The following is a 21180-nucleotide window of genomic DNA, read 5'->3' as shown; positions in this document are numbered from 1 at the left end:
GAACGTAGTTCTTCAACGTCGGTACAGATTCCGGCCGGCCGCGGCTTCCGCCACCCTCCGGTCCGGGTTACTGGCCGCCTTTTTGGACGAAGGCGCGCACGAACTCCTCGGCGTTGGATTCCAGCACTCCATCGATTTCGTCGAGAAGGTCATCGACCCCTTCGGTGGCTGCTGATGCCTGTGCTTCGGGCGGCGCCGGGGGTGCCTCGGGGATGTCCTCGTCGACCTGGTCGTCGCGCGATTGTGGCTGCTGCTGCTCCTGGCCTGCCATTGTTACCTCTCCCTTTCCTGTCGTCAGATCCGGCGGATCTTCCGATATGCCCATCCTGCCACGAAGCGGTCCGTCCGGCGCGGTTTATGCCGCAGGCGGAGCGGTGCTGTGTCCCAGCAGCTCTCCAAGGAACGGGCCTGCTTCCCGGTAGCGTGCGAACAACGCGCCGGTCAACGCTTTGGTTCCTTTCAAGGGTTCCCGGGTGGGCACGCGCTGGAGCCTTCCGTAGCCCGGGACATCGAAGATCACCGAGTCCCAGCTGGCCCCCACCACGTCCTTGCCGAAGCTGCTGACGCACTTCCCCCGGAAGAACGCGCGGGTGTCCGACGGCGGCTCGGCCACCGCCGCTGCTATGGCGGCGTCGTCGACGACCCTGTCCATGCGGTTCCTGGCCAGGAGACGGTAGTAGAGGCCCTTCTCGGGCCTGATGTCCGCCCATTGGAGGTCGATCAGCCCCAGCCGGGCATCGTTCCACTGAAGTCCGTCCCGGTCGCGGTAACCCTCCAGGAGCGAGAGCTTGGCAACCCATTCCACGGAGCTGGCGGCCGCTGCCCGGTCGTTGTCCAGCTGGGTGAGCACCATGGCCCAGCGGTCCAAGACGTCATGCGTGTGCCCGTCACCGTCCAGGGCGTCGCCCACGCCGGTGTCCTGCGCCAGCTTGGCCGCTGCCTCGTGGTACATCCATTGCAGGTCCAGGGCCGTAACCCGCCTGCCGTCGGAGAGCCGGACGGTGGCGGTCAGGGAGGTATCGTGGCTGATTGCCTGCAGGGCGGAGACGGGTTCGTGGACCTCAACCTTCGGTGCAAGACCTGCCTCGATCAGGCTGAGGACCAGGGAGGTGGTCCCGAATTTCAGGTAGTTGGAGACCTGGCTGAGGTTGGCGTCGCCAATGATCACGTGCAGGCGCCGGTACTTGTCCGCCGTCGCGTGCGGCTCGTCCCTGGTGTTGATGATGGGACGCCGGATGGTGGTTTCCAGGCCCACTTCGGCTTCGAAGAAATCGGCCCGCTGGCTGATCTGGTAACCCGGGGCCGATGCGTCCTGGCCAATCCCTACCCGGCCGGATCCACAAAGGATCTGCCGGCTGACAAAAAAGGGCGTCAGGCCCCGGACGATGTCTCCAAAAGGTACCGACCGTGGCATGAGGTAGTTCTCGTGAGAGCCGTAGGACACGGATTTGTTGTCCGTGTTGTTTTTGTACAGGTTTACGGGCGGCAGGTCGGGGTCTGCCGCCAGCCGCCTTACCGTGGCCAGGGCAACGAGGTCTCCCGCCGCGTCCCAGGTGACTGCGTCCCGGGGGTTGGTCACCTCGGGGCTTGAGTACTCGGGGTGTGCGTGGTCCACGTACAGCCTGGCCCCGTTGCCGAGGACCATATTCATGAGGAGGGTGCCGGACTCGTCCTGCCCGTCGAGCTCCAGCTCCTCCCGGCCGTAGGCCAGTGCCACCGCTTCGGCATCCAGCACCGGTGGCTGGTCAGTGAGTTGGCTGGGGTGCGCCGAGCCCCTGTCCACGGTCCAGCCGCGGGCGTCGTGCAGGGGTTCTTCATCCGTATAGTCCCACCGGGTTTCCGCGCCGCCGGCGGCACGCTGGCGTGTTACCTGGGCATACGCCTGCACCACGCGGGCGCTCATCATGGTGGCGTTGGCGGACGGGGCGGACGGCGCATGGATGCCGTATTCGGTTTCTGCTCCCATGACACGCATGGCCCCGCCCACGGGGAGGGCGCCCCCGGCGGCGGGTTCCTGCGCTGCCGTCATAGATACTGCCCTGTGGTCGGCATTGTTTCGATCGACTTTCCTGGCTCCTGGCCCGCCTTGCCCTGGACGATGGTGCGGATGTACGTGATCCGCTCGCCCTTCTTGCCCGAGATACGTGCCCAGTCGTCCGGATTCGTGGTGTTGGGCATGTCTTCGTGCTCGCGGAATTCGTCCACCACGGCACGGAGCAGGTGCTCGATCCGAAGCCCCTTCTGGTGCGTGGTGAGGAGGTCCTTGATGGCGTACTTCTTGGCCCGGTCCACCACGTTCTGGACCACGGCGCCGGAGTTAAAGTCCTTGAAGTACAGCATCTCGGTATCACCGTTGGCGTAGGTGACTTCCAGGAATTCATTGGACTTGTCCGTGGAGTACATCGCTTCCACGGTGCGCTGGACCATGGCGTCCACCGTGGCCTGGACGTCGCCGTTGTGCTCGGCGAGGTCGGACTCGTGGAACGGCAGGTCCGTGGTGATGTACTTGTTGAAGATGTCTGCGGCCGCCTCGGCATCCGGGCGGTGGATCTTGACCTTGACGTCCAGCCGGCCGGGCCGGAGGATGGCGGGGTCGATCATGTCCTCGCGGTTGGACGCACCAATGACGATGACGTTGTCCAGCCGTTCAACGCCATCGATCTCGCTCAGCAGCTGGGGCACGATCGTTGTTTCGACGTCGGAGGAAATCCCCGTGCCGCGCGTGCGGAACAACGAATCCATCTCGTCGAAAAACACCACGACGGGGCTGCCGTCGGACGCCTTCTCCCGTGCGCGGGAAAAGATGAGGCGGATGTGCCGTTCGGTTTCGCCCACGTACTTGTCCAGGAGCTCGGGGCCCTTGATGTTCAGGAAGTAGCTTTTGAGGTCCACGTTTCCCGAGCGCTCTGCCGCGCGGGCGGCCAGCGAATTGGCCACCGCCTTGGCGATGAGGGTCTTGCCGCAGCCGGGAGGGCCGTAGAGCAGGATGCCCTTGGGCGCCTTCAGCCCGTGTTCCCGGTAAAGGTCGGGGTGCAGGAACGGCAGTTCAACGGCGTCGCGGATCTGCTCGATCTGCGGTCCGAGCCCGCCGATATCCTCATAGGTGATGTCCGGGACTTCTTCGAGGACGAGGTTCTCCACCTCGGACCGGGGCACTTTCTCCAGCGCGTACCCGGTCCTGGAGTCGATCGAGAGGGCATCGCCCACACGGAGCTTTTCGGCCAGGAGCGCTCCGGACAGCCGGACCACCCGCTCTTCGTCGGCCCGTCCCACCACGAGGACGCGGTCGGCGCCGAGCATTTCCTTCAGGGTGGCCAGTTCACCTGCGCGCTCATAGCCAAGCCCGGCCACAACGAGCAGTGCCTCGTTGAGGAGGACTTCCTGGCCCACCGCCAGCTGGTTGATGTTCACAAGGGGGCTGATGCCCACCCGCATCTTCCGGCCCGCATTAAAGATGTCCACCGATTCTTCAGTGGCTGCCTGCCCGCTGTTGCCCGGAGAGGGCTGGCGCCGCGGATTCAGCTGGAGAATGGTGCCAAAGCTGTAAGGAGGTTGTCCTTCCTGGTCCAACGCGTTCTTCAGCCGGAGAATCTCGGCCTTCGCGGCTTCAAGCATGGTGACCAGCTTGGTGTTGTTCTGCGTTGCCGCGGCCAACTGCCGGTCGATGTGCCTGAGCTTGTCCCGGAGGATGTTGACCTGGCGGTCGGCAACCGAGAGGTCGTTGGCGGCAGACTGCTCTGCCGGTGTACGTCCGGAGTCCTGGTTTGGCGTCTCCACGATGTATCAGCCCCTTCCTGCGCTTCTATTAAGACCTTAGCCCCAAGATGGCAGGTAGGGATGGAGACTCCCGAAATATGGACTAGATCTTGATCTAAGGCGTGTCCACGACGTTCGTCCCCGCAATCGCGTCCCTGGCAGCGCGCCGGAGCTTCTTGTCCGAGACCAGCCGCTCCCCTACTGCTCCGGGTGTCCAGGCGTTGACATCCTCTTCGTTGAAGTCCGTCTTCGAAGGGCGGCGCTTGACGGAGATGCCCGTGACGCCGTCGGCCAGCCGGCGTGTGACAAGCAGGAATCCGGTGTGCGCCACCATCCGGTGATCGGGGCGGACGGCGAGGCCCTCGAGGTGCCAGCCGCGAACCATGGACTCCCAGGCATCCGGTTCGGTGAACCGGCCATCGGCGCGGATGGCTTCGGCTGTCCGCGACAATTGGGTGACGGTGGCCACGTAGTTGATCCATACGCCGCCCGGCGCGAGGACCGTTGCCACGGCGTCAAGGCATTCCCAGGGAGCGAGCATATCCAGGACCACCCGGTCCACGGAGCCGGGCTCCTCTGTCCGGACAACTTCCTCCTGGAAGTCGCCCAGGGTGATCTGCCACGCCGGGTGCGGGCCGCCGAAGATGGTCTCGACGTTCCCGCGGGCGATGTCCGCGAATTCTTCACGCCGTTCGAAGGAGTGCAAGTAACCGCTGTCCCCCACCGCGCGAAGAAGGGAGATGGACAGGGCGCCGGACCCCACGCCCGCCTCCACTACCCGGGCGCCCGGGAAAATGTCCGCCATGGTGATGATCTGGCCGGCATCCTTGGGATAGACAACGGCAGCGCCGCGGGGCATGGAGAGGACGAAGTCCGAGAGCAGCGGGCGCAGCGTCTGGTACTGCTGGCCAACGTTGTTCACCACAACGGAGCCGTCCACCTTGCCGATGATGTCATCGTGGTTCAGGAAGCCGCGGTGGGTATGGAAGGCGCCTCCCCGTTCGAGCGTGACAGTGTTCATCCGGCCGCGCTCGTCCGTCAGCTGGACGCGTTCGCCTTCGCGGAAGGGTCCGCGGCGGCGGGCAGCTCCTACCGGCTGCGAGGCTCCGGGGCCAACACCGGGTTGGGCTGCCGCGGCGGCTTCGTTGACGGCAGTTTCGCTGCTCATGATTTTCCTCGCTCCTGTAAAACTGTTGCGCCCCCGCGCGAACGTCGCTGAAGACGTCAGGCTGTAGCGGCGGCAATGCACTGCCGGCAGGTAACTCTACCGGTTCCTGCCCTGCGGGCGCCCATCCGGCCGCGGACGCCTGCCGGTAATGGCGGCCAGTACCGCTTCCTGCGAGAGCAGCCCGGTCACCTTGCCGTTGTGGTCAACGACGGCGTAGTGCCGGCCTTCGAGCTGCGACAGGAAGTGCAGGAGTTCCTGCCCTTTCGACCATTCGGGCACGTAGGCTCCGGCGGCGAGGGCGTAGGACACCGCACTCAGAGGCGTGGTTCCGGCAGCTGCGGGCGGAACGGACTGCAGGGCGGCCGGATCCACAACGCCTTGCGGGCGCCCGTCCGCGGCGCAGACCACTACGGAGATAGACGACGACGCTCCCATCCGGAGTGCTTCCTGGACTGATGCGGTGGCTGGCAGTCCGACGGCCGGCGTCGACAATCCTGCCGCACTGACCAGGTGCAGCCGTCCCCGCAGGGTTCCCTGTTGGATGGCTGCGGAGGCACCCATCCACAGGAATCCGGCCACCAGGATGGTAATCATCAGGTTGCCGAAGTCAGGTGAACCGCCGGCCAACAGAGGGCGGAGGATGAACCAGTAGCCGAGCACGATCACGATCACGCGGCCACCCCAGCCTGCCGCCACCGTGCCCTTGGCCTGGCTGCCGGTGGCCTTCCACACAGCCGACTCCACCAGCCGCCCGCCGTCCAGGGGCAGTCCGGGAAGGACGTTGAAGACGCCGAGGACGAAGTTGGACCACATAAAGATGTTGAGGAGCATTTCAGCAACACTGCCCAGGCTGTCGGAGTCATGCACCAGCCAGGCGCCGGCGGCCAGGACAAAATTGGCGGCAGGTCCGGCCAATGCCACCAGGACGGAGCGTCCCGGAGTGGCCGTGAAGCTGTCGAACTGGGTGTGTCCGCCCCACAGATTGAGCACAATTTTTTGTGTTGGCCAGCCGGAGATTCTGGCCGTCAGGGCATGGGCGAGTTCGTGGACCAGGACTGAGATCAGCAGAAGCACCGAATAGGCGAACGCGATGACGTACGCACTCGCTCCGAGCGCCGGGTTGCTCCGGTCAAGGACCGGCCCGAAAACAATGACCGTGAACGCGGCGATGATGAACCAGGAATAGGCCAGGACAACCGGAACGCCCGCAATCCGCCCCAGCGGGATGCCCTCACGGCGGACCGGAGTGGCCGTCTCAGTCATGGACGGCCCCCGGAGCTCCGGCCCCTTCCAGTGTTGCCGGTTCATGCAGGGCAGGCTCGTACCCAGCGGATTCCTTCGGAAGGGAGCGGGCCAGGAGCAGGTCCTCCAGATCGGCCAGGGACCGGCCGGCCAGGGAATCCCAAAGAATGTAGCGTTCGCTTTCAGGCAGCGGGACTATGTGTGGAATGGCAACGGTGGCCACGCCGGAGGCCACCGCGGCCGCCACGCCCGGAGTTGAGTCTTCAAGTGCAACGCAGTGCTTCAGGGAAAGGTCCGGATCGGATTCCTGGAGCTGTTCCACTGCCTTCAGGTAGGCCTCGGGGTGTGGTTTGCCCTGCGCCACCGAGTCCCCGGTGACCACCACTTCGAAGTACGGGCGGGGAAGGCTGGCCACCACTTCACGGGCCAGGGGTCCCTCGGACATGGTGACAAGCGCGCACCTCACGCCCGCCTGGTGCAGGTTTTCCAACAGTTCCCGGGCGCCCGGCCGCCAGGGCACCTGCTGCCGGACGCTCGCCACCACTTCGGCGGTCAGCGTGTCGATAATTTGCCGTATGCCCAGATCCACTCCCGCCTGCTGGAGGAGACCGGCGGAGAATGTCAGCGACTGGCCCACCAGCTGCATGGCCTGTTCATGGGACCAGGTTCCGCCGTGGGCTTCAACCAGTGCGTGCTCGGCTGCGATCCAGTAGGGCTCGGTGTCCACTATGGTGCCGTCCATGTCCCACAGGACGGCTCTCAGCGGGGAAGGTGTGGCTGGCTGTCGCATCCACCCAGTCTACGGGGACAGCCTGAACGGGAGCTGGGGCTACGCCTTGGGCGGATACGGGACCCGTTGCTGCCGTATAAGGCGCGGACAGTGCATTTTTCGGCGCTTCATTCAATGCAACACCCTGCTCCTTGGACGTAGGGTGAAGAAATGAATAGCTTCGAGGGAGACACCACCGACCCGGGGGCAGGACCCGCCCGCGAACGGTTCCTGCAGCCTGTGCCTGAGGGACAGCGCGTGACAGTGATGCTTGCCGCCTTTGAAGGCTGGAATGATGCCGGCGAGGCCGCAAGCGACTCGCTGCGGTACCTCAACAAGCTGTGGGGCGGCAAGAAGGTGGCGTCCATCGACGCCGACGAGTACTACGATTTCCAGTTCACGCGCCCCACCATCCGCAGGAACGCTGCCGGCGAACGCAAGATCAAGTGGCCCTCCACGCGCATCTACAAAGCCAGCGCCCCCAATTCCAATGTGGACGTCATCTTTGTCCAGGGCACCGAGCCGTCCTATAAATGGCGCGCGTACACGGCCGAACTCCTGGTCCATGCCGAAGCCCTGAATGTTGATTACGTCATCCTGGTGGGCGCCCTGCTGGCGGACGTTCCCCACAGCCGGCCCATTCCCGTGAGTACCTCCTCCGACGACGGGCCGCTGCGCGAACGCATGAACCTGGAAGCGCCGCAGTATGAAGGGCCCGTGGGCATCGTGGGAGTCCTCTCCGAGGTTTCGCTGCTGGCCGGCATCCCCGCCGTCTCGCTGTGGGCGGCGGTTCCGCACTACGTTGCCCAAGCCCCTTCGCCCAAGGCGCAACTGGCTCTCCTCCACCGCATCGAGGAGCTCCTCCAGGCACCGCTGGACACACACGAGCTGGCGGAGGAAGCCGACGCGTGGGAACGGGGCGTGGACGAACTGGCCACCGAAGATCCCGAAATTGCAGCCTATGTCCGGCAGCTTGAAGAAGCGAAGGACACGGCCGATCTTCCCGAAGCAACGGGTGAGTCCATAGCCCGCGAGTTTGAACGCTACCTCAAACGCCGGGGCCAGGACCGGCCCTAGCTGGTACAGGCCCGCGGGAGCCCTGAGACTGCCTCCGGACCTGCCATTCGGGCAGGTCCGGAGGCAGCTCTTTAGAGGCGGATACCGAGGAGGGCGTCGACGGCGTCCCGCACCAATGCCTGGTCCTCGCCGCTGGCCGGGGTTGAGCCGGCGTTCGCCTGCTCAGCCCAATGGGAGACAGCGGCAACAGCCGCCGGAGCGTTGAGGTCGGCAGCCAGGGCTGCGCGCATCTCCGAAATCAGGGCGGATGCCGAGCCGGCGGGAGCGTGGGCCAGCGCCTGGCGCCACGCGGCAAGGTCTGCTTTCGCCGCCTCGAACCCTTCTTCAGTCCAGGACCAGTCCGAACGGTAGTGGTGGGCAAGGATGGCCAGGCGGATGGCGGCCGGGTCCTCGCCTGCGGCCCGCAGCTTGGAGACCAGCACCAGGTTGCCCTTGGACTTGCTCATCTTCTCGCCGTCCAGGCCCACCATTCCGGCGTGGGCGTAGTGCTTTGCGAGCGGAACACCGGCCAGGGAATAGGCGTGGCCCGCTCCCATCTCGTGGTGCGGGAATATGAGGTCGGAGCCGCCGCCCTGGACAGTGAAGGGCGAGGGCAGGTACTTTTGCGCGATCACCGTGCATTCGATGTGCCAGCCGGGCCGCCCTGCTCCGAGGCTGCCGCCGGGCCAGCTCGGCTCTCCTTCCCGCGCCACCCGCCACAGCAGCGGATCCAGCGCCTGCCGCTTGCCGGACCGGCCGGGATCTCCGCCGCGTTCGGCGAAAAGCTCCAGCATTTCGCTTTCGGCCAGCCCGGAGATGGAACCCAGCGCCCAGGCGTCCGGCGACACGGATTGCTTGCCGGCTGCTTCAACGTCGTAATAGACATCGCCGTCAGGCTCGCCGTTGGTGCCCTCCACCTTGTAAGCCAGCCCGAGGCTGACCAGGCGCTCTACTTCCGGAACGATCAGGGAGATGGACTCGACGGCGCCGACGTAGTGGTCCGGAGCGAGGACGTTCAGCGCCTCCATGTCCGTTTGGAAGAGTTCGATCTGGCTGGCCGCAAGGTCCCGCCAATCCACGCCGGTTGCCGTGGCGCGTTCCAGCAGCGGATCATCCACGTCCGTGACGTTCTGGACGTACGACACGGGATGGCCGGCGTCCCGCCAGGCCCGGTTCAGGAGATCGAAGGCGACGTAGCTGGCCGCATGCCCCATGTGCGTCGCGTCATAAGGGGTGATGCCGCAGACATACATGGACGGCTGCCCGTCCGGTTCCAGGGCTACCTCGCGCCCTAAGGCAGTGTCGAACAACCGGATGGCAGGCATGTTGCCGGGCACGTCAGGGACAGGGCGGGAAGTCCAGGATTTCACAGACCAAGCCTAGTGCTAGGCGCTGATGACACCGAAACCGAGAAGCAGGTACAGGGCGAGGCCCAGGAGGATCCGGTACCAGACAAACAGGCGGTAGCTGCGGGTGGAAACGAATTTGAGGAACCAGCCGATGATGACGTAGCCCACCACGAGGGCGATGACGGTGGCGAGGGCTGTTTCCGGCAGGCCGTAAGGGCCAGTGATGCCTTCCTTGGACAATGTTTTGTACAGCTGGAAGAGTCCGCTGCCAAAAACAGCCGGAATGGCCAGCAGGAAGGAGTAGCGCGCGGCGGCTTCACGGGTGTAGCCCATCAGGAGGCCGGCGGTGATGGTGCCGCCGGACCGGGACACTCCGGGGATCAGGGCCATGGCCTGCGCGAAACCAAAGAGGATGCCGTGCTTGTAGGTGAGATGGTTCAGGTCGCGTTTCTGCTTGCCCACCGCGTCTGCGACGGCCAGGATCAGGCCGAACACAATCAGCATGGTGGCGACGATCCACATGCTGCGAAGCACGGATTCGATCTGGTCCTGGAACAGCAGGCCCAGGACGATGATGGGAAGGCTGCCCAGGATGACCAGCCAGCCCATCCGGGCGTCCGGGTCCTGCCGGGATACTTTTCCGGTCAATGAACCTGCCCATGCCTTGACGATCCGGACAATGTCCCGCCAGAAGTAGATGAGCACCGCGGTTTCGGTTCCGAGCTGGGTGATGGCGGTGAAAGCTGCGCCGGGATCCTCGGCATTGGGCAGGAACTGCCCCACAATCCTCAGGTGCGCACTCGATGAAATAGGTAGAAATTCGGTCAGTCCCTGCACAAGGCCCAACAGGGCCGCCTCAAACCAGTTCACGCTAAGACCCTACGGCATGGCAGCGCCGGTTCTGCCCGTAAGCTTGCTGCTATGCAGCAGCGTTTCGTCGGCAACAGTGGATTGCGAGTTTCCGCCCTTTCCCTAGGCACCATGTCCTGGGCCGGCGAGACGGACGAACAGGACGCTTCGGAACTGCTCCGTAACTTCCTGAACGCGGGCGGCCGGCATGTGGACACGGCGGCGTCCTACGCCGACGGGCGCTCCGAGGCGATGATTGGTTCCCTGCTGGGCGACGTGGTGGCCCGCACCGAGATTTCCATCTCCACCAAAGCGGGAATGACGACGCCGGATGGCCGGCGTGGCGTGGACACCTCACGTAACGCGATGCTCAGCGGCCTTGAAGCCAGTCTGGCAAGGCTCGGCACGGACTACGTGGATATCTGGTTCGCGCAGGCGTGGGACAGCAATGTGCCGCTGGACGAGACGCTGTCCGCTTTGGAGTTCGCGGTGCGGACGGGCCGGGCCCGCTATGCCGGAGTTTCGAACTTCAACGGCTGGCAGACCGCCAAGGCAGCGGCCGTTGCGGGCTTTCCACTGGTGGCTGTCCAGGCGGAATATTCGTTCCTGGAGCGGAAGCCGGAGGCGGAGCTGATTCCCGCCGTCGAGGATGCCGGGCTGGGACTTATGGCGTGGGCGCCGCTGGGGCGCGGCGTACTCACCGGCAAGTACCGCGGCAGCATCCCGTCCGGTTCCCGCGGAGCGTCCGCGGCGGCGGCCGGCTACGTTGAGCCTTACCTCGACGGCAAGGCATCCAGGACAGTCGAAGCTGTGTGCATGGCAGCCAAAGGTCTGGGCCGGACACCGCAGGATGTTTCCCTTAGCTGGCTGTTGTCGCAGCACGGTGTGTCCACCGCGATTGTTGGGCCCCGCACACCTGCGCAGCTGAAGGAAATTCTGGATGCGCAGTTGACGCCGCTGCCGCCCGAAATTGCTTGCGCCCTGGAGGACGCTTCAGCAGTCAACTAGGGCTTCGGCCGGTCCGTGCGGCTTTTGGGTCAGAGGTTCCGGTCCTCGACGATTTCCAGGTCCTCGTCATCGATGGCGCTCTCTTCATCCTCTTCGTCCTCGTCATCAAAGACCTGCAGCGGGGTGACCTCGTTGTAGGCCTCGTAGAGGGCGTCCTCATAGACTTCGAAGGCATCGGCAACCGCAAAAAAAGCCGCCTCGACGGAGGGATCTCCATCTCCGCGGCGGTTCGATGCTGCTATAAGGTGTTCTTCCAAAGCGGTGGTCAAGGACTGAAGCGCGACACGCGGATCGATGCTCATGACTTCACGTTAGCCGGAAAAGGACGAAAATGGAGAGCAAATGAAGGAACAATTTCTCACCAGCTCGGTCCAGCGGGAACGGGACTATGCGAAGCAGTACGAGTACCTCGTACTGACGGTCAGCCCTGTGGATTCACTGCATGAGGCACGCCGCCGCCTGGTGGAGCACTCCGAATACGGCAAGTGGGAGCTCGAGCGCAGCAAACTGTATATGGGCGGAGGCAGGCGCTTCTGGCTCCGCCGCCGAGTCATGCAGGTCCAGCGGACCGTCTAGAGAACACTTGTCCAGCTCCTACTCTTCCAGCGGCCCCAGCCAGGCCGTGGCGACCGTGTTGTGGGCCGATTCGTCGTCGGACGGGTGGAACATTCCCGCCAGGACGTCCCGGTACAGCCGCTCGAGCTCGGAGCCGCGAAAGTAGCTTGACCCCCCGCTGACCCGGATGGCCAGGTCCACCACACGGCGTGCCGTTTCCGTCGCGTTGACCTTCAGGCCGACGAGCTTGGGGAACCACTGAGGGCCGTGGTCTGCGAGGTTGTCGACGTCGGCCGTCACCGTTGCCAGCTGCGGGTAGAGGTGGTCCATGGCCATCGCCGCTTCCGCGACCTTCCAGCGGATGTCCGGGTCCTGCGCGTAGCTTCGGCCGGCGTTCTTGAATGAGGTACGCCGTTTGGCAGCCTCCACCCCCACTGCCAGCGCACGCTCCCCCACGCCGGTGTAGACGGCGGCCAGCAGCGTCTCGAAGCACGCGAAGATGGCGAAGATCAGGGGATCCCGGTTGGGACCCACGGGGAGCTTGCGGAAGATCCGGTCTGCCGGGACTTCAACGCCTTCCAGGACCGTGGTATTGGACTGGCTGGCGCGCATCCCGAGTGTGTCCCAGTCGTCAAGGATCCGGTAGCCCGGCGTCTGCCGGGTGATAAAACCGTGGACGAGTTCGCCGTCGCCGTCCCTGCCGGACGGGTCCTTCCCGAAGATCCCCAGCCTGGTCCATGCGGGCGAGAGGCTGGTGAAGATCTTGGTTCCAGTGAACGCGTAGCCGCCGCCGGGCAATGGCTCCGCCGCCGTACGTGAGTCGAAGAGGACGGAATCGTTGCCCGCTTCGGAATTGCCGAAAGCGAAGATTTCGCCGGCGGCAGCCTCCTTGAGGACGAAGTCCAGCGAAGAGTCCCCGCGTGCGGCGAGGACCTGCGCGACGCCGGTCCACACCAGGTGCATGTTCACCGCCAGCGCGGTGGCGGGAGCAGCCGTTGCCAGTCTGCGCTGGCACTGCGCCGCCGCCGCGAGCCCAAGTCCTTTTCCGCCGTCGTCCGCGGGGACAAATAGCTTCAGGTAACCGGCCTCCACAAGCTCCTGCAGGTCCTCGTGGAAGAACGTGTTGTCCCGGTCGTATCCGGCGGCGCGGGCGCGGATGCGTTCCAGCAGCTCGTCCGGCAGGACGTCGTCCGGGGTCATGGCCGCCTGCTCAGTAGTTGGTGAGCAGGGTGTTGAGCACTCTGGCGCCGAACTTGAGCGAGTCCGCGGGGACGCGCTCGTCCACGCCGTGGAACATGCCGGTGAAATCCAGTTCGTCCGGCAGCATCAGGGGTGCGAAGCCGTAGCCGGTGATACCGAGCCTGCTGAGGGATTTGTTGTCCGTGCCGCCGGAGAGCGTGTACGGCAGCACCTTGGCGCCAGGGTCTTCCGAATGCAGGGCGTCGATCATGGAGTCCACCAGGTTGCCGGCGAACGGGACCTCAAGGGACACGTCGTTATGGACGTAGCTGACATCCACCCCGGTTCCCGCCAGTTCCCGCACGATTTCCAGGACATGCTCCTGCTGACCCGGCAGGGTGCGGCAGTCGATGAGCGCCTCAGCCGATTCCGGGATGACATTGTGCTTGTAGCCGCCCTTGAGCAGCGTGGGGTTGGTGGTGTTCTGCAGGGTGGCTCCCACAAAACGCGCCACCGTTCCCAGCTGGTCCAGCAGCAGGTCCGGATTGTCGGCGTCGAACTCCACACCCGTGAGTTCGGTCACGCCATCCAGGAACTGCCGGGTGGTGGGGGTCAGTTCGATGGGCCACTTGTATTCGCCGATCCGCGTTACCGCTGCCGCCAGGCGGGTGACGGCGTTGTCCGTGTTGATCTGGGAGCCGTGGCCGGCCCGGCCGTGCGCCACCAGGCGCAGCCAGGAGATTCCCTTTTCCGCGGTCTGGAGCAGGTAGGTGCGCTGGCCGCCGATGGTTGCCGAGAAGCCACCGACTTCGGAGATGGCTTCCGTGGCGCCCTCGAAGAGTTCCGGACGCTTGTCCACTGCGTACCGCGCGCCCAAAGCCCCGCCGGCTTCCTCGTCGGCGAAGAAGGCGAAGATGATGTCCCGCTTGGGCTTTTTGCCGGTCCTGGCGAAGCTTCGCAGGACCGAGAGGATCATGGCGTCCATGTCCTTCATATCGACGGCGCCGCGGCCCCAGATGAGCCCGTCCTTCAGTTCGGCCCCGAACGGGTCCACGGACCACTGGTCCCGGAGTGCGGGCACCACGTCGAGGTGGCCGTGCACCACGAGGGCGCTGGCGGAGGGGTCCTCGCCAGCCATCCGGGTCACCACATTCGCCCGCCCGGGAGCAGACTCAAAGATCTCGGCCTCCAGGCCGACCTCTTCGATGAGCCCGGCCGCATACTCGGCTGCGGCCCGCTCCCCCGGCCCGGACCCGTCCCCGTAGTTTGAGGTGTCTATCCGGATGAGCTCCTGGCAGATTCGGACAACTTCATCCTCGGGCAGGACATCAGGCATATGAAAGCTCCTCACTGGGAATGACGGGTGGGCATGCGCCGGTTCGCTGCCCTCAGCCTACCCATTTGGCCCGATTCGTTGTTCCCGGAAACTCGTGTTAGAGTTTTTCTCGCTGCTTCGGAGAGATGCGAAACGCTGAAAGGCGGAAACGGTTCCCGAAATACCACCTGCGCGGGTGGCGGAATGGCAGACGCGCTAGCTTGAGGTGCTAGTCCTCGAAAGGGGGTGGGGGTTCAAGTCCCCCTCCGCGCACAAACGGAAGCCCCGGAAAATCACTGATTTTCCGGGGCTTCTTTGTGTCTTAAACCCCCGTATTTGGCTCCGCACTGATGGCTGGAGTGACATCCACCACTCTTTTAACGCAAGTGACACCGTTCGGCAGTACGCCCCTTGGAGGCAGAGCCCCTTACAGGCAGAGCCGTACTGGACTGTCGGTGGCGGCACTTAGGCTGGGTGTGTGAACAGCATACCGTCGCCAGACGCGGTCCATGTCACTTTGGACAGCGGACCAGCAGAGTGGTGGCAGATCGTTGCCGCCCTGGGTCCGCTGGCCGTGGTGCTCGGTGCCCTGCTGGCCGCCTTTATTGGGTGGAATACCCTTCGGCAGCGGACCGTCGCGGACGATCGGGCCCTGCGGCAAAAAGCTGAAGCCGACAGCCGTGCCGAATGGTGGCGCAGGGCCCAGTGGGCCCTGGAAGCCTCCGTGGACAACAAGCCCGAGAAACAAGACATCGGCCTCGCCGTGCTGGAGCTGCTCAGCACCAGCAATCTTGCCGGGCCGGAAGAGGCCCAAATCATTGCCGAAGCCTGGACGCGTCCACTGGCCAACGGTGAGGCCACACTGGACCTGTTGCCTCCGTTGCCGGACAATGAAGTGGACGAGGACCTGAAGGAGGATCGATGAGTGCAGTAGCGGAAAAGAAAACGTCCGACGGCGAGCAGAAGCCTTACGTCTCCCCCGCACAGGAACGCGTCATCGTTCGGGCTGCCCGCCTTCGACTCTCAACTGATAAGAAGCAGGGCCTCGAGTCCCCCGCCTGGGTTAAGAAAATCGCCAAGCGCCCGCTGTGACGTACACAGCCTCCTGGCGGAGCCGACTCCGCCGGCTGTGTTCCTTGCCCTTCTTGAGCTTCTGCTATTCCGGTCGGCCCATTCCAGGGTGGACGCGCACAAAGTCGATCTTGTTCCCTGAGCCCGTTTTCTTCTGGGCTGACCGTTGGAAGCCTTTGGCATCCAGGTGGTTCTGGGCGCGGTATTCAGCCAACGCGTCGTCATAGGCACGGTTGAGCCGGCGGCCCGGGAACTCCTCCGTAGCGCCATCGGTGAAGATGACGGTGACAGTGAGGTTCTCGGGGAAGTGCCGGTTCATCCGGATGAAACCGTCGGCGTCCTGCTGGAGCTTGATCAAGGTGGTCCGCTTTCGTCGTGGTGACCTCCAGTCTCCCGCGTTTTCCCAATCCGGCAAGCACCCGGCCGGCGTCACAGCATTCGCCGACGCGCGCAAAGCGACGGCGGGAGCCGGCAGGCCAGCCGGTTCCCGCCGTCGAACTCCTTGTTGGCCGGGCCTGGAGAACCTACATCAGAAGCGCCCTGTAGGGCTCGCTCGGTAGGTCACCGGCCGACCACGGCGCTGTGGAGCGGACGTTGGGCGTGTGGCCCCGGCCGTCGGCCAACACCGTGCAGACGGTGGTTATGAGGACCCAGAGTACAAAGAGCAGCAGTCCGAGCAGTTCCATGATTACACCTCGTGTGAGTGGTGGATGTGGTGATGCCAGTGTGTGCGGCGGGCGTGTGAGTAAGCGTGTGACCGCTAAAGACGCCCGGGACGGGCGGCAGTAGCATGGGCCCTATGGCCGGGAAATGGATTCGGCTCCTCGGTCCTCCAGCGATCGAGTCCCTTGGCGCTACTCCACTCCAGCCCAGGGGCCGCAAGGCCTGGGCGGTGCTGGCCTACCTTGCGCTGCAGGACGAAGGCACCAGCAGACTCCGTATGGCATCGCTGCTTTTTCCCGATGCTGCCGATCCCCTGGGTGCCCTGCGCTGGAACCTGTCCGAGCTGCGGCGCGCCTTGGACGGAGTGACGGTGGGCGGCGATCCCCTGCGGCTGGTACTTGAGCCTCCGTGGCAGTGTGACGCCCTGGAAGTACTGGACTCGGCCGCCAACACCGGCATGGACCCCCGCGGCTTCACCGGACAGTTGCTGGAGGGGCTGTCCTTCGCTGACTGCCCTGTCTTCGACTCCTGGCTGGCGGACCAGCGCTACCGCTTCGACAACGTAGTCCAGTCCCTGCTGTATGAGGCAGCACTGGCTGCCCTGGCTGCGGGCACTCCCGGGCTGGCTGCGGAGCTCTCAACCCTCGCCCTTGAGCGGGATCCCTTCCATGCAGACTGCAACGCCGTCCTGGTCAAGGCTCTTGTGGCCATGGGCGAGCACCGCCGCGCCCGGCAGCATGTCACCAAGTGCGGGGACCTCTACCGGCAGGAGCTGGGCCTGCCGCTGCCCGCGGAGGTCCGGCAGGCATTGTCTGACGCGGCCCCGCAGAAGGACCCCTTGATGCCGGCCACGCCTGCGACGGTGCGTTCCTACCTGGATGCGGGCGGGGCATCGCTCTGGGCGGGTGCAGTGGACCGGGGGCTTGAGCAGCTGCGTCTGGCCGTGGTGCTGGCACGCGGCACGGGGAATGATCATCTGCTCGCAGAGTCCTTGGTGGCATTGTCCGGGGCGTTGATCCACCACGCGGGCGGCCGCGGCGCGGAGGTGGCGGACTTCCTGCACCGCGCGTTGCAGGCGGAAGGCCCCGTAGGCGCCTCACGCACCGCCGCTGCCGCCTACCGCGAGCTGGGCTACTTGTCCGTGCAGCGGGGTGTGCCGGACCGTGCCGCCGGCTGGCTGGACCGGGCGATGATTGCGGCCGAGGGATTCCTGGATGAACAGGCGCGGGTCCTTGCCATCCAAGGCATGTTGGCCTCCGACACCGCCCGGTACGACGCCGCCGTGACCGCGCTCGTGGAGTCCGGGCGGCTGGCTGAGGCTTTGGGAAGCCGGCGGCAGCAGGCGTTCAGTGCGGCGCTGCTGGGACGGGTCTTCCTGCTTCGTGGAGAGCTGAAGCAGGCGGCCGTGACCCTGGACCGTGCACAGGATTGGATCGCAGAGGAGCACTGGACCTCGTTCGAGCCGTTTGTGGCCGGGCTCCGGGGCGAGACGTACTTGGCAGCGGGCCAGCTCGAGGAGGCTGCGGCCCTGATCGACCGGTCGTGGGTGATGGCCGAGCTGGCCGGTGATCACTGCTACATGGCTTTGGCAGCCGGTGCCGAAGCGCGCCTGTTTATGGAGCACGGCGACCTGACTGCTGCGGCACACTGGATCGACCGGGGCCTCGGGCCCAAACCCTGGTATCTCTGGTACTCCGCCCGGCTCCTGGATGCAGCAGCAGAGGTTTCCATTGCCAGCCGGTCACCGCGCGCCTCCGCGTTCGTGGAGCGGCTGGCCGAGTTGGCGAGCCGGAGCGGGATGCGGGAATTCGTGGTGCGGGGGCAGTCCCACAGGGCTGTGCTCGGCGACGACGCGGCGGCGCAGGCAGTTCCCTGGCTGGCGCGCGATATCGATAACCCTGCGCTGGCGGCGTTCCTGGCTGCCCGGCACGGCGGACAGGCCGCCGCCACGCAGGTGGCCCATATCGAGTCAAGGGTGGAACATGGCAGCAATGAATAATGCGGACGGTCAGGGCCGGAAGCCGGGCCACGTGGTGCTGCTGGGCGATTCCATCTTCGACAACGGCGCCTACGTTGATGGCGGCCCGGACGTGGTCACCCAGCTGCGGCAGGAACTGCCGGGCTGGAAATGCTCACTTTTGGCGATCGACGGGGACGTCATCACCGGCGTCGCCCGCCAGCTTAGCCGCCTGCCTGCGGACGCGAGCCACCTCGTGGTGAGCGTCGGTGGAAACGACGCGCTGGGCTATGCGCCGCTGTTGCAGGAGCAACCCGCCTCAGTTGCCGCGGCGCTGCTGCTGCTGGCGGCGGCGAGAGACAGGTTCGACGCCGACTACCGGGCCATGCTGCCTGCGGTCCTGGCGCAGGGGTTGCCGGCAGCGGTATGCACCATCTACGACACACCTTCCTCGGAGCCGAACCAGAAGGTCATCAAGGCGGCGCTGGCCCTTTTCAACGACTCCATCACCAGGGCCGCCTTCTCGCATGGAGCAGCACTGATAGACCTGCGGCTCATCTGCAGCCAGGACGCGGACTATGCGAACCCCATCGAGCCGTCGGCCCAGGGCGGACGAAAGATAGCTCAGGCCATCGCCGGACTGGTCCGGCTTCCCCACCCGGGCCCGCATTCGCTTGTTGTAGCGCAATGACCGCTGCCGGCATCAGTGCGGGTGCAGGGTGCGCGATTGCTTGCCTCGGTGCGCAAGCCGGGACCCGCCAACCACCGGACGGTACCTGATCCTGCGCTTTTCGGCCCGGTCCGCTCTCCGTTCCTGGCGCCGGGCCTTCCGCTCCGGCCGGTCAATGCCGGACAGGATGGCGAAAGTGACCACGACCCAGAGCAGGGCGGTGAACAACACCAAGGCAATCCCGAACTCAATGCCCATAGCTTCATTTTAGGGGTCCACGGCCCCAAACAAGAGGGCCCGTACACACCAAGGTTGGCTTGGGCTTTCCTGCCCTACATCACGCCCAACCCGCGCGCCGCCGCCATGACGTCCTGGACAGTGACAGCCAGAAGTGCGGGGTCGGGTTGGTCTGCGAAGGTGTCGCCACGCCTCAGCTCAGCCCGGGTCAGGACGACGTGCGGCCCCGGGGGCGGGCCCCAGATCTCGGGTGGAGCCGGGCCAAACAGCACCACTGACGGGGTGCCATACGCGGATGCCAGGTGGGCCGCTCCGGTATCCGCCGAGATCACAAGCCGCGCAGCTGCGATGGTGGCCGCGAATTCGGCCAGCCCCAGCCGCCCCGCCAGCACCGTGTCCTCAGCAAAACCAGCCCGGCGGCAGACGTCCAGAGCACGGTCCCGTTCACCGCTCCCGCCCGTGAAGACGACGTTGTGCCCCGCCGCGGCAAGGGTGGAGGCAACTGCCGCGAAGCGCTCGGCCGGCCAGAGGCGGCTGCCGTAGGCCGCTCCCACGTGCAGGACGGTGGAACCGGGAACCGGGCTCGGCACATGGGGTCGGTTCAGGTGGATATCGAGGGGATCAGCTTCGATGCCGTGCCACTCCAGGAGCCTGACCCAGCGCTCCCTTTCGTGCAGTTCCGCGCGCCAGGGCGGCCCATCCCGGTACTGGCTCCGGTGCCCGATTGTCTGCCTGGCCTGCAGGGCCTCGATCCGGTCCTGGCTTTCCGGCCCGCTGCCGTGCAGGTTCACGGCCACGTCCACTACGCCGGGCTCGATGGCCAACGGCTCATCAAGGCCATGGGTGGGGAAAAGCTCATAACCGCCCACCAGGCCCAGTGCCTCGGACAACCATCCTTGGGCCGCATACCGCAGCCTGTGCTCCGGGAAGGTCCTCCGGAGGGCCTTGAGTGCCGGAACCGCAACGAGCAGGTCGCCTAGTTTGAGGGCCCGGAGGACCAGGAGCTCAGGCCTGCCATCCTGCACTCCATTGGGCGCCATGGCCGGTCCAGTTCCCGGGTTGCTCATACGCCCAGCCCGCCCAGGCCAGTTGCCGCCAGGCTGCGGACGTCCTCATGCACATCGCGGACGGCCACTCCGGCCACCACGGAATCGTCATGCGGGCAGCGTGGTGCCGTCCAGCCCACCTGTGTGACATCAATCCCACATGTCGGGCAGGCAGTGACCCAGGAGGCGTGGAGGCGATGGAGGCTCCTGCCCAGCGCCCCGGCGTTGATGACATTGCCAGCCCAGAAGATTCCCACGGTGGGCACACCAAGGGCCTGCGCCAGGTGCCGCGGGCCGCTGTCATTTCCCACCACCACCGCTGCCCTGGCAAGGAGCGCCACCAGACCTGCCATGTCCAGTTTTCCCGCCACGGACCGGACCTGTCCCGAATCGGCCAGTTCGACGATGCGCGCGCCTATCTCCTGCTCACTGCCGTCCCCCACAACGACCACCTGGAATCCGTCTGCGGCGCAGGCCGCCGCCAGTTCGGCGAACCGCTCTACAGGCCAACGACGGCGGGGATCGGTGGCGCCGGGATGTATCACCACCAAAGGCTGGGTGCCGTCGTCGGCTGGTCCGGAAAAGGCGCGCAGCCCCTCCGCCGGAGCGAGCCGGGCCTCAAGGTCAACGGGAAATGCCCCGGCGAAACCCGCAACTTCCAAAGCCCGCAGCGGTTCATGCTGGTAATAGAGGTAGGGGACCGTACGCTCCAGGCTCGCCGCATCGGCCGTGCGGGTTCCTACCGTATGCCGGGCTCCGAGGCGCAGCAGGAAGGGATTCGAGTACCGTCCCCCGCCGTGAAGCTGGACCGCGAGGTCGAAGCGGCGCGCACGCATCTCCTGGAAGAAACGGTCCAGTTCTTCCTCGTTTTCCTCGCCCGGCCGGACGCCTTCGGAAAAGGGCAGGACACAGACTTCGTCCACCGGGCTTTTCGTCGCCGCAATCAGTGCCTGGTGCGCCGGAGTGCCAAGAAGCGTTATGGAAGCCTCCGGATACGCCGCTTTCAGGGCGGCCATGGCAGGGATGGCAAAAATCAGGTCACCCAGTCCGCCGCCGCGCAGGACCGCAATCCTGTACACTTCATCGAACTTCTCAAGGACGGGGCCCACACCCATACCGGCCCGCCCGGCACCACCGAATTCTGCAGTCATCTGCTCCACATAAACCCCTTCGACTCAAGCCGGGGCCGCTTCTTTTCCTGCGGCCTCCCCTGCTCCTGCGGCCGGAACAGCACAGCGGATGCTGCGCCGGCCTTCCCCTGAACCTGTACCCAGGCGGCGGTCAATATAC

23 protein-coding genes and 1 tRNA gene are annotated in these 21180 nt (G+C 65.4%); 8 read left to right on the top strand and 16 right to left on the bottom strand.

Annotated elements, in window-relative coordinates; genetic code table 11:
* Positions 1–67: 67 nt before the first annotated feature.
* From BMX78_RS09595 to BMX78_RS09570, 6 genes are all read right to left on the bottom strand, one after another.
* The gene (locus BMX78_RS09595) at positions 68–271 is read right to left on the bottom strand and encodes a ubiquitin-like protein Pup (protein WP_091418892.1); all 204 of its coding nucleotides are present in this window, start codon (positions 269–271) and stop codon (positions 68–70) included.
* 84 nt (positions 272–355) lie between these two features.
* Positions 356–2029, bottom strand: a complete 1674-nt coding sequence (gene dop, locus BMX78_RS09590; RefSeq protein ID WP_091418890.1) for a depupylase/deamidase Dop — start codon at positions 2027–2029, stop codon at positions 356–358.
* Positions 2026–3777, bottom strand: a complete 1752-nt coding sequence (arc, locus tag BMX78_RS09585; protein ID WP_091418888.1) for a proteasome ATPase — start codon at positions 3775–3777, stop codon at positions 2026–2028. Before arc ends, dop begins: the two co-directional genes overlap by 4 nt.
* A gap of 94 nt (positions 3778–3871) precedes the next feature.
* On the bottom strand, positions 3872–4924 hold the full coding sequence (locus tag BMX78_RS09580) for a tRNA (adenine-N1)-methyltransferase (RefSeq protein ID WP_091418887.1): 1053 nt from the start codon (positions 4922–4924) through the stop codon (positions 3872–3874).
* 96 nt (positions 4925–5020) lie between these two features.
* Positions 5021–6187 carry a site-2 protease family protein gene (locus tag BMX78_RS09575; protein WP_091418951.1) on the bottom strand — a complete coding sequence of 389 codons (1167 nt, stop codon included), beginning with the start codon at positions 6185–6187 and terminating at the stop codon, positions 5021–5023.
* Positions 6180–6956, bottom strand: a complete 777-nt coding sequence (locus tag BMX78_RS09570) for an HAD family hydrolase (protein ID WP_091418885.1) — start codon at positions 6954–6956, stop codon at positions 6180–6182. The genes BMX78_RS09575 and BMX78_RS09570 overlap by 8 nt, the downstream gene beginning before the upstream one ends.
* 150 nt (positions 6957–7106) lie before the next feature.
* On the opposite strand from BMX78_RS09570, the gene BMX78_RS09565 reads away from it, so the two are divergent.
* Positions 7107–8012: a PAC2 family protein gene (locus tag BMX78_RS09565; RefSeq protein ID WP_091418884.1), complete on the top strand. Its 906-nt coding sequence runs from the start codon at positions 7107–7109 to the stop codon at positions 8010–8012.
* 71 nt (positions 8013–8083) lie between these two features.
* On the opposite strand, the gene mshC is transcribed toward BMX78_RS09565, so the two are convergent.
* Complete coding sequence (gene mshC, locus BMX78_RS09560) at positions 8084–9361, bottom strand: cysteine--1-D-myo-inosityl 2-amino-2-deoxy-alpha-D-glucopyranoside ligase (protein WP_091418882.1); 1278 nt, start codon at positions 9359–9361, stop codon at positions 8084–8086.
* A gap of 15 nt (positions 9362–9376) precedes the next feature.
* On the bottom strand, positions 9377–10210 hold the full coding sequence (locus BMX78_RS09555; protein ID WP_091418881.1) for an undecaprenyl-diphosphate phosphatase: 834 nt from the start codon (positions 10208–10210) through the stop codon (positions 9377–9379).
* A 51-nt stretch (positions 10211–10261) separates the two neighbouring features.
* Between BMX78_RS09555 and BMX78_RS09550 the strand changes: the two genes are divergently transcribed.
* Positions 10262–11197, top strand: coding sequence for an aldo/keto reductase (locus tag BMX78_RS09550; protein ID WP_091418879.1), 936 nt, complete (start codon positions 10262–10264; stop codon positions 11195–11197).
* 29 nt (positions 11198–11226) lie between these two features.
* Here BMX78_RS09550 and BMX78_RS09545 read toward each other — a convergent pair whose 3' ends face one another.
* Positions 11227–11499 carry a hypothetical protein gene (locus tag BMX78_RS09545; protein WP_091418878.1) on the bottom strand — a complete coding sequence of 91 codons (273 nt, stop codon included), beginning with the start codon at positions 11497–11499 and terminating at the stop codon, positions 11227–11229.
* Between the two features lie 40 nt (positions 11500–11539).
* On the opposite strand from BMX78_RS09545, the gene BMX78_RS09540 reads away from it, so the two are divergent.
* Positions 11540–11773: a DUF5703 family protein gene (locus BMX78_RS09540; protein ID WP_091418875.1), complete on the top strand. Its 234-nt coding sequence runs from the start codon at positions 11540–11542 to the stop codon at positions 11771–11773.
* An 18-nt stretch (positions 11774–11791) separates the two neighbouring features.
* On the opposite strand, the gene BMX78_RS09535 is transcribed toward BMX78_RS09540, so the two are convergent.
* Both BMX78_RS09535 and BMX78_RS09530 read right to left on the bottom strand, forming a co-directional pair.
* Positions 11792–12952: an acyl-CoA dehydrogenase family protein gene (locus BMX78_RS09535; RefSeq protein ID WP_091418873.1), complete on the bottom strand. Its 1161-nt coding sequence runs from the start codon at positions 12950–12952 to the stop codon at positions 11792–11794.
* 10 nt (positions 12953–12962) lie between these two features.
* Complete coding sequence (locus tag BMX78_RS09530; RefSeq protein ID WP_091418871.1) at positions 12963–14267, bottom strand: M20/M25/M40 family metallo-hydrolase; 1305 nt, start codon at positions 14265–14267, stop codon at positions 12963–12965.
* 169 nt (positions 14268–14436) lie between these two features.
* Here BMX78_RS09530 and BMX78_RS09525 point away from each other — a divergent pair.
* The 3 genes from BMX78_RS09525 to BMX78_RS23090 all read left to right on the top strand — a co-directional run bounded on the left by BMX78_RS09525 (position 14437) and on the right by BMX78_RS23090 (position 15338).
* Positions 14437–14519 (top strand) — tRNA-Leu (locus tag BMX78_RS09525).
* A 205-nt stretch (positions 14520–14724) separates the two neighbouring features.
* On the top strand, positions 14725–15171 hold the full coding sequence (locus BMX78_RS09520; RefSeq protein WP_091418869.1) for a hypothetical protein: 447 nt from the start codon (positions 14725–14727) through the stop codon (positions 15169–15171).
* Entirely contained in the window at positions 15168–15338 is a 171-nt protein-coding gene (locus tag BMX78_RS23090; protein ID WP_161799570.1) for a hypothetical protein, read from the top strand. The genes BMX78_RS09520 and BMX78_RS23090 overlap by 4 nt, the downstream gene beginning before the upstream one ends.
* 64 nt (positions 15339–15402) lie before the next feature.
* Here BMX78_RS23090 and BMX78_RS09515 read toward each other — a convergent pair whose 3' ends face one another.
* Entirely contained in the window at positions 15403–15675 is a 273-nt protein-coding gene (locus tag BMX78_RS09515) for a hypothetical protein (protein ID WP_091418867.1), read from the bottom strand.
* 166 nt (positions 15676–15841) lie between these two features.
* Positions 15842–16003 carry a hypothetical protein gene (locus tag BMX78_RS23085; protein ID WP_170850756.1) on the bottom strand — a complete coding sequence of 54 codons (162 nt, stop codon included), beginning with the start codon at positions 16001–16003 and terminating at the stop codon, positions 15842–15844.
* Positions 16004–16116: 113 nt separating this feature from the next.
* Here BMX78_RS23085 and BMX78_RS09510 point away from each other — a divergent pair, with 113 nt between their 5' ends.
* Both BMX78_RS09510 and BMX78_RS09505 read left to right on the top strand, forming a co-directional pair.
* Positions 16117–17979 carry an AfsR/SARP family transcriptional regulator gene (locus BMX78_RS09510; protein WP_286138891.1) on the top strand — a complete coding sequence of 621 codons (1863 nt, stop codon included), beginning with the start codon at positions 16117–16119 and terminating at the stop codon, positions 17977–17979.
* Positions 17963–18628 carry an SGNH/GDSL hydrolase family protein gene (locus tag BMX78_RS09505; RefSeq protein WP_091418864.1) on the top strand — a complete coding sequence of 222 codons (666 nt, stop codon included), beginning with the start codon at positions 17963–17965 and terminating at the stop codon, positions 18626–18628. The genes BMX78_RS09510 and BMX78_RS09505 overlap by 17 nt, the downstream gene beginning before the upstream one ends.
* Before the next feature lie 12 nt (positions 18629–18640).
* Here the strand turns inward: BMX78_RS09505 and BMX78_RS09500 are convergent, their stop codons facing one another.
* From BMX78_RS09500 to BMX78_RS09490, 3 genes are all read right to left on the bottom strand, one after another.
* Positions 18641–18865, bottom strand: a complete 225-nt coding sequence (locus tag BMX78_RS09500; RefSeq protein ID WP_091418861.1) for a hypothetical protein — start codon at positions 18863–18865, stop codon at positions 18641–18643.
* Positions 18866–18939: 74 nt separating this feature from the next.
* Positions 18940–19911, bottom strand: a complete 972-nt coding sequence (locus tag BMX78_RS09495; protein ID WP_286138890.1) for a glycosyltransferase family 9 protein — start codon at positions 19909–19911, stop codon at positions 18940–18942.
* Positions 19908–21050 carry a glycosyltransferase family 9 protein gene (locus BMX78_RS09490; RefSeq protein WP_502686284.1) on the bottom strand — a complete coding sequence of 381 codons (1143 nt, stop codon included), beginning with the start codon at positions 21048–21050 and terminating at the stop codon, positions 19908–19910. Before BMX78_RS09490 ends, BMX78_RS09495 begins: the two co-directional genes overlap by 4 nt.
* Positions 21051–21180: the final 130 nt, after the last annotated feature.

Source organism: Arthrobacter sp. OV608 (assembly GCA_900110595.1).
Classification (GTDB): Bacteria; Actinomycetota; Actinomycetes; order Actinomycetales; family Micrococcaceae; genus Arthrobacter.
The sequence above is the reverse complement of the archived record's forward strand: the minus strand, read 5'-3'. Positions and strand labels throughout refer to the sequence as shown.

Bases quoted from the DNA above. Each gene is read 5' to 3' on its own strand.
- BMX78_RS09595 (WP_091418892.1), bottom strand. From the start codon at position 271: ATGGCAGGCCAGGAGCAGCAGCAGCCACAATCGCGCGACGACCAGGTC.
- dop (WP_091418890.1), bottom strand. From the start codon at position 2,029: ATGACGGCAGCGCAGGAACCCGCCGCCGGGGGCGCCCTCCCCGTGGGC.
- BMX78_RS09580 (WP_091418887.1), bottom strand. From the start codon at position 4,924: ATGAGCAGCGAAACTGCCGTCAACGAAGCCGCCGCGGCAGCCCAACCC.
- BMX78_RS09575 (WP_091418951.1), bottom strand. From the start codon at position 6,187: ATGACTGAGACGGCCACTCCGGTCCGCCGTGAGGGCATCCCGCTGGGG.
- BMX78_RS09570 (WP_091418885.1), bottom strand. From the start codon at position 6,956: ATGCGACAGCCAGCCACACCTTCCCCGCTGAGAGCCGTCCTGTGGGAC.
- BMX78_RS09565 (WP_091418884.1), top strand. From the start codon at position 7,107: ATGAATAGCTTCGAGGGAGACACCACCGACCCGGGGGCAGGACCCGCC.
- BMX78_RS09550 (WP_091418879.1), top strand. From the start codon at position 10,262: ATGCAGCAGCGTTTCGTCGGCAACAGTGGATTGCGAGTTTCCGCCCTT.
- BMX78_RS09545 (WP_091418878.1), bottom strand. From the start codon at position 11,499: ATGAGCATCGATCCGCGTGTCGCGCTTCAGTCCTTGACCACCGCTTTG.
- BMX78_RS09540 (WP_091418875.1), top strand. From the start codon at position 11,540: ATGAAGGAACAATTTCTCACCAGCTCGGTCCAGCGGGAACGGGACTAT.
- BMX78_RS09535 (WP_091418873.1), bottom strand. From the start codon at position 12,952: ATGACCCCGGACGACGTCCTGCCGGACGAGCTGCTGGAACGCATCCGC.
- BMX78_RS09530 (WP_091418871.1), bottom strand. From the start codon at position 14,267: ATGCCTGATGTCCTGCCCGAGGATGAAGTTGTCCGAATCTGCCAGGAG.
- BMX78_RS23090 (WP_161799570.1), top strand. From the start codon at position 15,168: ATGAGTGCAGTAGCGGAAAAGAAAACGTCCGACGGCGAGCAGAAGCCT.
- BMX78_RS23085 (WP_170850756.1), bottom strand. From the start codon at position 16,003: ATGGAACTGCTCGGACTGCTGCTCTTTGTACTCTGGGTCCTCATAACC.
- BMX78_RS09510 (WP_286138891.1), top strand. From the start codon at position 16,117: ATGGCCGGGAAATGGATTCGGCTCCTCGGTCCTCCAGCGATCGAGTCC.
- BMX78_RS09505 (WP_091418864.1), top strand. From the start codon at position 17,963: ATGGCAGCAATGAATAATGCGGACGGTCAGGGCCGGAAGCCGGGCCAC.
- BMX78_RS09500 (WP_091418861.1), bottom strand. From the start codon at position 18,865: ATGGGCATTGAGTTCGGGATTGCCTTGGTGTTGTTCACCGCCCTGCTC.
- BMX78_RS09495 (WP_286138890.1), bottom strand. From the start codon at position 19,911: ATGAGCAACCCGGGAACTGGACCGGCCATGGCGCCCAATGGAGTGCAG.